Raw genomic sequence first — 12,727 nt, 5'->3', positions numbered from 1 at the left:
ACGGGACTCGGCAGGCCTGGACCGTCTCCCGTCGGAGGTAAGCCTTCGGGAAGTCCGTCACCGCGCCCATCGGGTCGACTGAGAATTCTGCGCCGTATCCAGGGACGGAATCCGGCCCGCCGGCTTCCAGCCGCCACGGCCGTCACATCGCACCTGATCGGCTTGCCGATCAGACGGCTTCTGTTCATGCCCGCTGGAAGGACAGGAGCCTGACAGCCTGACAGGCCACCTCGGCGGGGTGCGCCTACTCTGGAGCTGCGGTATTTGCAAGGCCGGAGGTCGCCATGATCATTCTCGGGGTTATCCTGCTCGTCATCGGGTTCGTGGCCGGCATTTCCATCTTGTGGACGATCGGGATCGTCCTGGTCGTGATCGGGGTCATCCTATGGATCCTCGGAGCGGTCGGTCACGCGGTCGGCGGACGCCGTCATTACTGGTAGGCGGCTCGGCCCCGAGCCGACGCAGCACCCGTGGTCGAGTCTTCACCAGGCCGTCCTGCCTCAGGGAGGCGTAGCGCGATGGTCCTCTTCCTGATTCTGCTCAGCAGCGCCATCGCACTGATCGTCATCGGCGCTGTCGTGGACGTGCTGTACCTGCTCTCCACCGGGGTGCTGCTTCTCGTCGTCGCCGTGATGTACCTGCTGGCGCGCTCGATACTGCGCTCGCGCCGAGGCAGGCCCACCGCGTTCTGACGGTGGGGGCCGACCTCGCGCGGCCCTCCGGACGGTCGGTGAGTGGGTGAGGCGGCCCGCACCTCGACCGCTCAGTGAGCGGCAAGAAAGACGGCGTTGTAATGGGCGGCGAAGGCTGCCACCGTCAGCGCGTGGAAAACCTCGTGGAAGCCGAACCAGCGGGGTGAGGGGTTGGGGCGCTGGAGGGCGTAGACGGCCGCACCCGCGCTGTAGAGAAGCCCGCCGGTCACGATCAGACAGACCACGGCCACCCCGCCGCTGTGCAGGAAGTCGGGCAGGTAGCGCACGGGCGCCCAGCCCAGAGCCAGGTAGCAGGGCGTGTACAGCCAGCGGGGAGCTCCGACCCACAGGACACGGAACGCGATGCCGACCAGCGCGCCCGTCCACACGATCCACAGCAGGACGGACCACTGGTCCGGGGAGAGGAGGAGCATGGCGAGTGGGGTGCACGTGCCGGCGATGATCAGGAAGATGTTGGCGTGATCGAGGCGGCGCAGAACGGCCTCACCAAGCGGTCCCCAGGTGCCGAGGTGGTAGATGGCGCTCGTCCCGAACAGCAGCCAGGCCGTGACGGAGTACACGGTGCAGGCCAGCACGGCCTGTGGCGTCCCTGCCAGGCAGATGAGGACGATACCCGCTGCCAGCGATGCGGGGACCATGCCGGTGTGAAGCCAGCCGCGCAGCCTCGGCTTGATCGGGTCCACCAGACCGGCTGTCCGCTCGACCAAGTCGGCCACCGAGCGGGAGTCCTCGGCGGCCCCGTCTCGTTGAGACCCCGAGGAAAGGCCGGTCGAGTCGCGTCCCTTGACCGTCGGTGGGGAAGAGACACTGCGGGCTTCGGCGTCGTCTCGGGACACTGCTTCCCCTCCCGAATCGGACTGCTGCGTATCACGGGCGACCATGCGCACATGCTAGGAACCTGACCGTGACGGGAGCCCCGGACGCCACCCCCTACCGCGCCATGGTCCGTCTGACCCGCCCGGCAGTTCGTTCACGGGCTCCACCGCCGCCGCCCGGGAATCGACGCCGGGCTGACCGCTGCGGGGCGGCAGCGTCGGGAGGCCCTACGGCGGCAGGCGGCCGAGTTGTTCGCCTGCTGCCCGCCTACTCGCCCGACCTGAACCCGGTCGAGGGCGTGTGGGCCCACCTCAAGCGCAGCCTGGCCAACCGCGCTGTCGTCGCCCTGGACCGTTTGGAGGTCCTCGTCCGCAACCGGCTCAAACCGCAACGACGACTTGGCGGTGCGCGCAACAGGCGGGCCGCCGGTGGGACCGGAGCGGAGCTCGCCGTGTTCGCGTCACGTTGGGACGGACCGCTGCGGGCGACCGCCCCGCATGGACGCCCGCATGGCCGTTGGGGCGCGCGATGTTGCGACGACTGCCGGTGTTGCTTTAGGACAGAGTGGGACGGCTGACGCACCGTCTGCCCGCTGCCGGCGGCTGGAAAGACACGCTGTCCGAGTAAGTCCGGTTGACCGTCTCCTGGGTGATCGACATGCTGAACGCAGGCAGGGGGAGGCGCCGAAGTGTCCGTGCCCCGTTCTTCGGCGTGCTCGAAGACGGCCGCGGCGTACCCCGTGGCCGGGCCGGCCGCAGGACAGCACCGGGACACCCCGAGGCCCAGGGCCCCCGTCCCGGCCGGAACCGCACGTACACACCCACCGCGCACACCACTGAAAGGGGCAGCCCTTGCCAGGCACCAAGCCGGATCTGAAGTCGCTCAGGGCGACGAAGTACACCTCGTCGACGCGTACCGCCGGAAGCCTGGAGCGATTACGCCGCCTGGGGTACAACGCCGGACTGCAGGCGCTGGACCTGTGGGACACGCTGCGCGGCAGGAATCACCCACTGCTGCCGCCCCGACGCCACCGTCGCTTCATCGGTAATGGTGATTTCCTCGAAGTGGGCCGCCAGATCACCGCGTACATGCGGGACGAACTCGGTGTGGGCCCCGGGCACGACGTCCTGGACGCGGGATGCGGTGCCGGACGCATCGCGGTGCCGCTCACGGACGTGCTCACCGAAGGTTCCTATCTCGGCTTCGACATCGTGCCGCACGCCGTCGAGTGGTGCTCCCGCACGATCACCCCCCGCCATCCGAACTTCCGTTTCGCCCACGTCGACATCCGCCAGGAGATCTACAACCCGCAAGGGACCCTCTCCGCGGCCGACTTCCGGTTCCCCGCCGAGGACGCGGCTTTCGACACCGCCGCGCTGGTGGGGCTCATCAGCCATCTGCGCCCGGCCGAGCTGGAGAACTACCTGGCGGAGTCCGCCCGGGTCCTGCGGCCCGGAGGGCAGTGCTTCGCCACGGCCTACCTGGTGGACGACACGGTCGCCGCGAACATCGCGCGCGGTGCGACCGCCTTCGAGTTCACGCACGACCACGGTGACTACTACGTGCACTCCGAGGAGGAACCCACGTACGCCATCGCCTACCGGCTGGAGCACATCCTGTCGGTGGCGGCACGGCATGGTCTGCGCATGCGCCGGGACCCCCGACCGGGTACCTGGGGTGTTTCCACACGACGTCCGGCCTCGATGGACCTGCTGGTCCTCGAACGAGCCTGAGACGACCCGGGTGCCGCAACGGCACCCGCATCCCCGCACAAGAGAGGAAATCCATCCGTCCATGACCGACAGGACCAACCCCACCGCCGTCTCCCGTGACGGAGAGCCCGGCGTCATCGTCGTCTCGGGCATCTCCGCCGCGGGCAAGTCCACCGTCGCGCAGGCCCTCGCCGAGCGCCTGCCCCGTTCTGCGCACGTACGTGGCGACACATTCCGCCGCATGGTCGTCAACGGTCAGGTGCACATGACCGCCGAGGCCCCGCCGGAGGCCGTCGCGCAGCTGCGCCTGCGCTACCGCCTGGCCGCCGCGACGGCCGACGCCTACGTCGAGGCCGGATTCACGGTCGTCCTCCAGGACATCCTCCTCGGCGAGCACCTGCGGGAGATCACCGAGATGATCAGGAGCCGTCCGCTCGCCGTGGTGATGCTGGCTCCCGATCCGGACGTCGTGGCCCGGCGCGAGGAGAAGCGCTCCAAGACCGGCTACGGGCCCGACTGGCAGCCCAAGGACCTGGACAAGGTGCTCCGGGACAGCACGCCCCGCATCGGGCTGTGGCTCGACACCTCGCACCAGACGGTCGAGGAGACCGTCGACGAGATCCTCAAGCGCGCCTGGGGCGAGGGCGCCGTCTCCTGATCACGCCGACGGGCTCCCGCGGCGCCGCCCCGGGAGCCCGGTCCGGCTCATGACCCGCCCTGCCCGACAGCCAAGGAAGGACACGCGTTGCGCACCCTACGGATCGGCCCCGGAGACGCTTCGGTGGGAGTCGTCGGCCTCGGTTGCATGGGCATGACCTACGCCTACGACCCCGCAGGCCGCGACGAGGACGCCTCGATCGCCGTGCTCCACCGCGCCCTCGACCTCGGCGCCGACCTCATCGACACCGCCGATGTCTACGGGCCCTGCACCAACGAGGAGTTGGTGGGTCGGGCGCTCGCCGACCGCCGCGAAAAGGCGTTCCTCGCCACGAAGGTGGGATTCGTCACCGGGGAGACACGGCTGCGCCGCGACGGCCGGCCCGAGCACGTCCGCGCGGCCATCGACGCGAGCCTGCGCCGGCTGCGCACCGACCACGTCGACCTCTACCAACTGCACCGGGTCGACCCCGAGGTGCCGCTGGAGGACACCTGGGGTGCCATGGCCGAGGCCGTGACGGCCGGCAAGGCCCGGATGCTCGGCCTGCCCGACGTGACCATCCCTCAGATACGCCTCGCCCAGAGCGTGCACCCCGTGGCCGCCGTTCAGACGGAACTGTCGCTGTGGAGCCGGGACGCCACGGCCGAACTGCTGCCCTTCACCGCGCGGGAGGGCATCGCGCTCATCGCCTGCTCGCCGCTCGGCCGCGGCTTCCTGGCGGGCCGCTTCGACTCCGCCCAGGACGTGCCGGACGGCGACTACCGACGCCACAACCCGCGCTTTCAGGAGGAGAACTTCGCGGCCAACCTCTGTCTCCTGGACGGTGTCCGCACCGTGGCGCACCGGCGTGGCATCACCCCCGCCCAGGCCGCGCTCGCATGGGTGCTGTCCCGCGCCCCGCACGTCGTCGCCATCCCGGGAACCAAGAACATCCGCTATCTGAACGACAACGTCGCCGCCGCCCACGTCCGGCTGGACGACGACGACCTCGACCTGCTGGACGCGCTGCCGGCCGCGAGCGGAGCGCGCCAGTGACACCGGGCGTCTCGCCCTGATACGCCCCGCCCGCGGTCGCATCGTCGGGCGGACAACGCACGATCCGCACGAAAGGAACCTCGCCCGTGCCTGCAACCGACCGGTCGACCCTGCGCCGGGGCCTGGGGGTCCTTGCCGTCGCCGTACGGGAGGAACCCTGGATCTTCTGCGCGGCCCTGCTCGCCAGCGCCCTGTACGGCGTGGCGCCGGTCGCCACGTCGTGGACGCTGGGCCGCATCACCGAGGACGTCATCCTGCCCGCCTTCCAGGAGGGCCGGACCACCGCGGCCGCCCTGGTCGCCGCCGGCCTGGCCGTCTTCGGGGTGGCGATGCTCCGGGTCGTCGGGGTGATCGGACGCCGTGTCGGTGCGGGCATCATGCAGTTCCGGCTCCAGGCGACGTACCGCCGCCGGGTCGCCCACCGCTATCTGCGACTGCCCGTCTCCTGGCACCAGCGCCACCCGGCCGGCCAACTGCTGTCCAACGTCAACGCGGACGTGGAGGCCGCCTGGGCGCCCATCGTGCCGCTGCCCACCGCCATCGGCGTCGTCGTCATGCTCACCGCCGCCATCGTCTCGATGTTCGCCGTCGACCCGGTGATGGCCGCCGTCGCCCTGCTCGTCTTTCCCGCCATCGGGCTCCTCAACGTCTTCTACCAGCGCAGGCTGACACCACTCGCGGCGCGCGCCCAGAGCCTGCGCGCCGAGACCAGCGACATCGCCCATGAGAGTTTCGACGGCGCCCTGGTCGTCAAGACGCTCGGTCTGGAGGAGCACGAGACGGCCCGGATGGCGGATGCCGCCGCCCGCCTGCGCGACGCCAACGTGGCGGTCGGCCGCACCCGCGGGTCCTTCGACCCCCTGCTCGACGCGCTCCCCAACCTGGGCATCCTCAGCGTGCTCGCGGTCGGTACGGCGAGGCTGGCCGCGGGAGCCGTCAGCGTCGGCGAACTCGTCCAGATCTCCTACCTCTTCACGATGATCGCCTTTCCGGTGCGCGCGTTCGGATGGGTCCTCGCCGAGTTGCCGCGCAGCTCCGTCGGCTGGGCCCGGGTGAGGCACGTCCTCGACGCCGAGGGCGACCTGCCCACCGGGCGGCTGAAGCTGTCGGACGCAGGCCCGATCAGCCTGGACACCCGCGGCGTCAGCTACACCTACGACGACAACGCAGTCCTGCACGACGTGAGCCTCAGCGTGGAATCCGGGCGGACCGTCGCCATCGTCGGGCCCACCGGCGCGGGCAAGTCGACCCTGGCGACACTGATGGTGCGGCTCGTCGATCCGGTGAGCGGCGACGTGCTCATGGACGGTCTCGACGCCCGCGAGATGCGTTCCGGAGAGGTGTCGTCGGCGGTGGCGTTCGTCCCCCAGGAGACCCTGCTGTTCGACGACACGGTCCGCGGCAACGTCCTGCTCGGGCTGGACGTGCCGGACGACCGGGTCTGGGAGGCGCTGGAGGCGGTCCAGGCCGCCGATGTGGTCCGGGCGCTGCCGCACGGCCTCGACACCCGCGTCGGGGAGCGCGGCGCGACGCTCTCCGGTGGCCAGCGTCAGCGGATCGCACTCGCGCGGGCGCTGGTGCGCCGTCCCCGCCTGCTGGTGCTGGACGACGCCACGTCGAGCATCGATCCCGAGGTCGAAGGCCGCATCCTGCGTGGTCTGCGCGACGCGCGGGTACCGTCCACCCTCGTTCTGGTCGCCTACCGCCAGTCCGCCATCGCGCTCGCCGACCGCGTCGTGTACGTGGAGCGGGGCCGGGTGGTCGACAGCGGCACGCATGAAGAACTACGCAAGCGCTGTCCCGGCTACCGCGGCCTGGTGACCGCCTACGAACGACGGGAACAGCAACAGCACCCCGAGGAGAGGACCGCGTGAACAGCCGCGTCGAGGACCGGACGGACAACCGCGTCGAGGACCGGAGGGACAGCCGCGTCGTGGGCGAGCGGCGGGGGAGCCTGGGCACGCTCCGGCGGGCGCTGGAGGTCTCGCCCGGGCTGCGCGAGGGGCTGCTGACGGTGTTGCTCCTGGCCCTTCTCGCCGCGGCCGGCCGGGTCGTGGTCCCCATCGCCGTGCAACTCACCCTCGACGAGGGGTTCCAGGCGGACGGCGGCCCGCGCACCGGCTTGGTGCTGGTGATCGCGGGCGTGTGCGCCGCCGCCGTCCTGGCCACCGCCTGGATCACCTCCCGGATGAACCACCGCCTGTACCGCAGCGTCGAGGCGGGACTCGCGACGCTCCGCGTCAGGGCGTTCCGCCGGGTGCACGACCTGTCGGCACCAGCGCTGACGGGCGAACGCCGCGGTGACCTGGTGGCCCGGGTGACCGCGGACATCGACCAGTTCAGCACCTTCCTGCAGTTCGGCGGCATGTTCCTGGTCAGCCTGTGCCAGCTGTTCGTCGGCAGCGTGGTCATGTTCGTCTACTCCTGGCAGCTCGCCCTGATGGTGTGGGCGGTGTTCGTGCCGCTCGTCCTGGTCCTGCCCGGCCTGCAGCGCCGACTGTCCGAGGCGTACGGCCGGGTGCGTACCCGAGGCGGTGACATGCTCGCCGCGACCGGCGAGGCCGTTGTGGGCGCCGCCGTCATCCACGCCTACGACGCGGGCGACCTGATCGGGCGCAGGATCGACACGGCGGTGGAGGAGCACCGGCGGGCACAGAGCCGGGCCCAGCGGCTGGTGGCGGTCACCCTCTCCAGTGGTGAGGTCGCGGCCGCGCTGGCCATCGGCGGCGTGGTGAGCCTGGGGGTGCTGCTGGGCGTCGGCGGCCGACTGACCGCAGGCGAGCTGGTGGCGTTCCTGTTCCTCGTCACCCTGTTCATCGGACCGGCCCAGATGAGCACCGAGGTGCTGAACGAACTGCAGAACGCCCTCGCGGGCTGGCGCCGTGCCCTGGCGGTGCTCGACACGCCGGTCGACGTGCCCGATCCCGGGCCGGCCGGCACACTCCTGGACGGGGGGCCGGTGGAGGTGCGGTTCGAGGACGTCGGCTACGCGTACCCGGGCGGCCCGCCGGTCCTGCGTGACGTCTGCGTGCACATCGCCCCGTGCGCCCGGGTCGCCGTGGTCGGCGAGACCGGCTCGGGCAAGTCGACCTTCGTCAAGCTGCTGATCCGGCTGGCGGATCCGACCTCGGGGCGGATCGCGCTGGGCGGGGTGCCGCTGACCGACGTGCCCTTCTCGTCGCTGCGCCGACGGGTCGTCATGGTCCCGCAGGACGGCTTCCTCTTCGACACCACCGTCGGAAGGAACATTGCCTACGGACGGCCGGGCGCCACCGCCGACGACGTACGGCGGGCCCTGCACGACCTCGATCTGGGCGACTGGCTGGCCGGGCTGCCGCGAGAGCTGGAGACCCCGGTCGGGCAGCGCGGCGAAGCCCTGTCGGCCGGTGAGCGCCAGCTCGTCGCGCTGGCACGGGCCTACCTCGCCGACCCCGACCTGCTCGTGCTCGACGAGGCCACCTCGGCCGTCGACCCGGCCACCGAACAGCGCCTGCAGCGGGCGTTGGAGAACGCCACCCGCGGCCGCACGGCGGTTTCCGTGGCCCACAGGATGTCGACGGCCGAGGCCGCCGACCACGTGCTGGTCTTCGACCGGGGCCGCATCGTCCAGCAGGGCAGCCACGAGGAACTGGTCGCCCGGCCCGGGCGGTACGCCGAGTTGTACGCGGCGTGGATGTCGGCGACCGGGGCGGCCGGGGCGCGGTGAGCGGGCGGCGCCGCCCGGGCCGCCTCGGGCGGGGCCGCCATGGGTGCCCGGCGCCAGGGCGGTGCCAGGTGTATCAGCCGACCCCCCGCATGAGACGGCGCAGACGCGCGCGGGACAGGGCGAGGGCCGCCGCACAGAGCATGGCGGCGGCTCCCAGCATCGCGAAGTAGGTCCCGGGCGTCCACACCGTGGACAGCCGCACCACCTGGGCGCTGAGGGCACTGCCCAGCGCCACCGAGAGGAACCACAGGCTCATGATCTGGTTGGCGAACCGAGTCGGCGCCAGCCGGGTGGTGACGCTCAGCCCGGTGGGGCTCAGGCACATTTCCGCCATGATCTGCACGAAGAAGGCCACGACGAGCCACAGGGGGCTGACCCGGCCGCCGTCCGCGGCGGCCCACCCCGCCCCCGCCATGATCAAGGTGGCCAGGCCGAGCCCGAGCAGACCCAGGGCGAACTTGGCCGCCGTGCTGGGCTGGCGCTCGCCCAGTCGCAGCCACAGCGCCGCGAACGCGGTGGCCAGCACGATGCTGTAGAGCGGCCCCAGCGACTGGAACCAACTGGTCGGGAACTCCCAGCCGAACAGCGTACGGTCCACGTGATCGCGCGCGAACAGGCTGATCAGCGAACCGCCCTGCTCGGCGATCATCCAGAACACGGTGGCCGCCAGGAAGATCCACACATAGGCGGTCAGCCGGCGGCGGTCCACCGGGGCCAGGCCGGGAGCGCGGAACATGACCGCGAACCAGACCACCGGAACGGCGATCGTCAGCAGCGTGACCGCCTGGACCACCGCCTGGGTGAGCGGCTGCCCCCACAGCACCGCGACGGCGGACACACCGGCGAGGAACACCACCGCCCCGCCCACGGCGAGCAGGGCACGGCGCGGTGCCCCCGGGGAGGCCACCGGCCGGTCCGGCGCGTCGGGCATCCGGTCGCGTCCGCGCACGCACAGCAGCAGACCGAGCAGCATGCCGACCGCGGCCGCGCCGAACCCGGCGTGCCAGTCGACACGCTCTCCGAGGAAGCCGGTCACCAGCGGAGCGGCGAACGCGCCCAGGCTGATGCCCATGTAGAACAGCGAGAAGCCGGCGTCGCGCCGCGCCGCCCGGCCCTCGCCGACGTCCTCGGCGTCGTACAGTCGGCCCACGAGCGTGGAGATGCCCGGTTTGAGCAGCCCGGTACCGATGGCGACGAGCACCAGGCCCGTGTACGTGAAGGCGGCGCCCGCCGGTATCGCGAGGACCGTGTGCCCCGCAGTGATGACCACACCGCCCCGCACGACCGCCCGGTACGAGCCCCACAGCCGGTCGGCGAGCCAGCCGCCCGGCAGTGCCAGCAGGTTGACCAGCGCGCCGTACACGCCGAAGACGGCGGCCGCCGTGTGCGGTGCCAGGCCGAGGCCGCCGTTCCCGACGGGCGCGGCGAGGAAGAGCACGAGAATCGCCCGCATCCCGTAGAAGCTGAACCGCTCCCACATCTCGACGCTCCACAGCGTCAGCAGACCGCGCGGGTGGCGGCCGCCGGTCGGGCGGGCCCGTGCCGCTTCCTCCGTCTTCACCATGTCGCCCCTCACTCCTTCGGCCGTCGACGGCGTGCGTGGCGTGGTCAGCTGTCCAGCGAACCGGACACCGACGCGGCTGCCAGCTCCTCGTCGGCTATGAGCACCGGGATGCCTCCGACGACCGGGTAGGAGCGGCCACAACGCGCTCCTGTGCAGGTCAGGCTGGTCTCCCGGTCATCGGCCCGCAGCGGTGCGGTGCACACGGGGCAGGCGAGGATGTTCAGCAGGCGGCTGTCGACGGGCATGGTGTTCTCCTTCGGTGAGTTGCGGGTGTGCTGGCGTTCCGGTCCGGACGTCGGCGGATCAGCCCGGAAGGGCGGGAACGTCGAGGGCCGGCACGGTGATGGGGGGTGCGTCCGTTCCGCCGGCCGCGTGCAGCAGGGCCCGCACCGGAGCGGCGGCCTTGAGCAGCACCTCGCGGTACTCCTCGGCGGGGTCGGAGCCGAGGACGATCGCCCCGCCCGCCCCCACGGACCAGTGGCCGCCCGAGCGGACGGCGGTACGGATGACGATGTTCAGGTCGGCGCCCCCGGTCAGCCCCAGGTAGCCGATCGAACCCGAGTACAGGCCACGCGGGGCGCCTTCCAGCCGGTCGATGATCTCCATCGTGCGCAGCTTGGGCGCACCGGTCATGGAGCCGCCGGGGAAGCAGGCGCGCACGCAGTCGATCGCGCCGAGTCCGGGCCGCAGCGTGCCGCGGACGGTGGACACCAGCTGATGGACCGTCGCGTAGGTCTCCACGTGCATCAGCCTCGGGACGTGCACGCTGCCGATCTCGCACACCCGCCCCAGGTCGTTGCGGAGCAGGTCCACGATCATCAGGTTCTCGGCCCTGGTCTTGGCGTCGAGAGTCAGTGCCTCCCGCAGCCGGGCGTCCTCGACGGGGTCCGCCGCGCGCGGCGCGGTGCCCTTGATGGGTTTGCTCTCCACCCGGCCGTCCGGGGCGATCCGCAGGAAGCGCTCCGGGGAGGAACAGACCGCCTCGACGTCGCCGAAGCGCAGGAACGCGGCGTACGGTGCCGGGTTGAGCCGTCGCAGGACGGCGTGCGCGGCCAGCCCGTCCGCGTCCACGGGCACGTGCACCGTGTCGGTCAGACAGACCTCGTAGCTCTCGCCCGCGCGCAGCTCCGCCTGACAGCGCCCGATGTCGGCCAGGTACCGCTCCTCGCCGCGGGACGGCCGGATCACGGGGGAACCGCCGGACGGCGGTGCCGGGAGGTCGCCGCCCGGCGGCAGCGCGGTGAGAACCGCGCCCGTCCGCCGCAGCCATGCCTCGGCGCGTGCCCCGTCCGACCTGCCGTCGCGCGCCAGACACAGCAGATACGTTTCACCCAGCTCGTGGTCCACGGCGACCAGCCGGTCGGCGAATATCCAGGCGGCGTCGTCCCCCGCCGAGGGCCGTGTCAGCGGCGAACCGCAGTCGGCGCGCAGCTCATAGCCGAACCAGCCGACATACCCGCACGGGAAGTCGAAGGGCAGCGCGGGCGCTTCGATCCGGCGTCGGGCCAACTGCGCGCGCAGGTGGTCGAAGACGGTGCCGGGCACGGTGGTCGTGCCGCCGCGGGCCGTCACCTCGACGTGGCCGGAACCCGCGCGGTAGCGCACGATCTCCGCGAGGGGGCCCTCGGCGTCCCCCAGGAAGGAGAAACGCGCGAGTCCGGACTCCACCCGTGAACTGTCCAGCCAGAAGGCGTGGCTCGCACGGGCGAACAGCGCACGGAACAACTCCTCGGTGTCCGGCGCCAGGGGCAGCTTGCGCACGTGCAGACGGAACGGGGGGCGAACGGCCGGCACCGGCGATTCCGGGGAACCGCCCTGCCGCGCGCCGCCCCGTCCGTGACCGACCGCGCGGTCGGCGGACCCCGCCCGGCCGCCGCCCACGCCCGACGGCTCGGCGGGGCTCCCGCGGTGCCCCACCGAGGCGCGCGACGGGCGCGACCTCTGATGGGCGCGGACCAGCCGCGCGAAGTTGGCGATGAGCCGCTCGCCGTACTCCGTGGCCACCGATTCCGGATGGAACTGCACGCCCCAGCGCGGTAACGACCGATGGCGCACGCCCATCACGACACCGTCCTCCGCCCATGCCGTGGCCTGCAGCACCTTGGGAAGCGGCTCTGGCACCGCGAGCGAGTGGTAGCGGACGCCGGTGAAGTCCTGGGGGACGAGGGAGAAAAGCCCGTCGCCCAGATGCCTGATCGTGCTGAGGTGGCCGTGCCGGGGCGCGGGCGCGGGGCTCACACGAGCGCCCGCGGCCAGGGCTATCGCCTGATGGCCCAGGCAGACCCCGAGAACGGGCAGCGACGGAGCGGTCAGCAGGCCCGCCGCGAGCCCGAGGTCCCGGTCCCGCCCCGGGTGCCCGGGCCCCGGGGAGACGACCAGGGCGTCGAAGTCCTCCGGGTCGAGCCACCGCAGCGCCGCGGCGTCGTTGCGCAGCACCACGGGTTCGGTGCCGGTCGTGCGGGCGATCAGCTGGAAGAGGTTGTGACTGTAGGAGTCGTGGTTGTCCACGAGCAGTGTGCGCAT

At 71.8% G+C, this 12,727-nt stretch carries 11 protein-coding genes and 1 pseudogene; 8 read left to right on the top strand and 4 right to left on the bottom strand.

The window, feature by feature from the left end; genetic code table 11:
* Positions 1 to 284 precede the first annotated feature (284 nt).
* Together ACGF2V_RS07835 and ACGF2V_RS07830 are read left to right on the top strand one after the other, a co-directional pair.
* Positions 285 to 440: a DUF6131 family protein gene (locus tag ACGF2V_RS07835; RefSeq protein WP_321184346.1), complete on the top strand. Its 156-nt coding sequence runs from the start codon at positions 285 to 287 to the stop codon at positions 438 to 440.
* Positions 441 to 518: 78 nt separating this feature from the next.
* Complete coding sequence (locus tag ACGF2V_RS07830; protein ID WP_362704579.1) at positions 519 to 692, top strand: hypothetical protein; 174 nt, start codon at positions 519 to 521, stop codon at positions 690 to 692.
* 71 nt (positions 693 to 763) lie between these two features.
* Here ACGF2V_RS07830 and ACGF2V_RS07825 read toward each other — a convergent pair whose 3' ends face one another.
* Positions 764 to 1,594 carry a hemolysin III family protein gene (locus tag ACGF2V_RS07825; protein ID WP_362704576.1) on the bottom strand — a complete coding sequence of 277 codons (831 nt, stop codon included), beginning with the start codon at positions 1,592 to 1,594 and terminating at the stop codon, positions 764 to 766.
* 194 nt (positions 1,595 to 1,788) lie between these two features.
* Here ACGF2V_RS07825 and ACGF2V_RS07820 point away from each other — a divergent pair.
* The 6 genes and pseudogenes from ACGF2V_RS07820 to ACGF2V_RS07795 form a co-directional block, all read left to right on the top strand.
* Positions 1,789 to 1,914, top strand: a pseudogene (locus ACGF2V_RS07820) (transposase); the annotation flags it as partial.
* Positions 1,915 to 2,380: 466 nt separating this feature from the next.
* Complete coding sequence (locus ACGF2V_RS07815) at positions 2,381 to 3,262, top strand: class I SAM-dependent methyltransferase (protein ID WP_362625349.1); 882 nt, start codon at positions 2,381 to 2,383, stop codon at positions 3,260 to 3,262.
* A 61-nt stretch (positions 3,263 to 3,323) separates the two neighbouring features.
* Positions 3,324 to 3,899: an AAA family ATPase gene (locus ACGF2V_RS07810; RefSeq protein ID WP_362625348.1), complete on the top strand. Its 576-nt coding sequence runs from the start codon at positions 3,324 to 3,326 to the stop codon at positions 3,897 to 3,899.
* An 87-nt stretch (positions 3,900 to 3,986) separates the two neighbouring features.
* Entirely contained in the window at positions 3,987 to 4,934 is a 948-nt protein-coding gene (locus ACGF2V_RS07805; RefSeq protein ID WP_362625347.1) for an aldo/keto reductase, read from the top strand.
* Positions 4,935 to 5,020: 86 nt separating this feature from the next.
* Entirely contained in the window at positions 5,021 to 6,808 is a 1,788-nt protein-coding gene (locus tag ACGF2V_RS07800) for an ABC transporter ATP-binding protein (RefSeq protein WP_362625346.1), read from the top strand.
* The gene (locus tag ACGF2V_RS07795) at positions 6,805 to 8,640 is read left to right on the top strand and encodes an ABC transporter ATP-binding protein (protein WP_362625345.1); all 1,836 of its coding nucleotides are present in this window, start codon (positions 6,805 to 6,807) and stop codon (positions 8,638 to 8,640) included. Before ACGF2V_RS07800 ends, ACGF2V_RS07795 begins: the two co-directional genes overlap by 4 nt.
* A 73-nt stretch (positions 8,641 to 8,713) precedes the next feature.
* Here the strand turns inward: ACGF2V_RS07795 and ACGF2V_RS07790 are convergent, their stop codons facing one another.
* From ACGF2V_RS07790 to pabB, 3 genes are read right to left on the bottom strand one after another with little or no spacing between them, the layout of a single operon-like run.
* Positions 8,714 to 10,204, bottom strand: a complete 1,491-nt coding sequence (locus ACGF2V_RS07790; RefSeq protein ID WP_362625343.1) for an oligopeptide:H+ symporter — start codon at positions 10,202 to 10,204, stop codon at positions 8,714 to 8,716.
* 44 nt (positions 10,205 to 10,248) lie between these two features.
* Positions 10,249 to 10,449: a Trm112 family protein gene (locus tag ACGF2V_RS07785; protein WP_362704573.1), complete on the bottom strand. Its 201-nt coding sequence runs from the start codon at positions 10,447 to 10,449 to the stop codon at positions 10,249 to 10,251.
* A 58-nt stretch (positions 10,450 to 10,507) separates the two neighbouring features.
* A complete protein-coding gene (pabB, locus tag ACGF2V_RS07780; RefSeq protein WP_362704570.1) occupies positions 10,508 to 12,727 on the bottom strand; it encodes an aminodeoxychorismate synthase component I in 2,220 nt (739 codons plus the stop codon).

The organism is Streptomyces sp. NPDC047982, assembly GCF_043204165.1.
In the GTDB taxonomy this organism is placed as follows: Bacteria; Actinomycetota; Actinomycetes; order Streptomycetales; family Streptomycetaceae; genus Streptomyces.
The sequence above is the reverse complement of the archived record's forward strand: the minus strand, read 5'-3'. Positions and strand labels throughout refer to the sequence as shown.

What these genes read in the sequence shown, in the direction of transcription:
- ACGF2V_RS07835 (WP_321184346.1), top strand. Translation starts at nt 285, where the DNA reads ATGATCATTCTCGGGGTTATCCTGCTCGTCATCGGGTTCGTGGCCGGC.
- ACGF2V_RS07830 (WP_362704579.1), top strand. Translation starts at nt 519, where the DNA reads ATGGTCCTCTTCCTGATTCTGCTCAGCAGCGCCATCGCACTGATCGTC.
- ACGF2V_RS07825 (WP_362704576.1), bottom strand. Translation starts at nt 1,594, where the DNA reads ATGGTCGCCCGTGATACGCAGCAGTCCGATTCGGGAGGGGAAGCAGTG.
- ACGF2V_RS07810 (WP_362625348.1), top strand. Translation starts at nt 3,324, where the DNA reads ATGACCGACAGGACCAACCCCACCGCCGTCTCCCGTGACGGAGAGCCC.
- ACGF2V_RS07790 (WP_362625343.1), bottom strand. Translation starts at nt 10,204, where the DNA reads ATGGTGAAGACGGAGGAAGCGGCACGGGCCCGCCCGACCGGCGGCCGC.
- ACGF2V_RS07785 (WP_362704573.1), bottom strand. Translation starts at nt 10,449, where the DNA reads ATGCCCGTCGACAGCCGCCTGCTGAACATCCTCGCCTGCCCCGTGTGC.
- pabB (WP_362704570.1), bottom strand. Translation starts at nt 12,727, where the DNA reads ATGCGCACACTGCTCGTGGACAACCACGACTCCTACAGTCACAACCTC.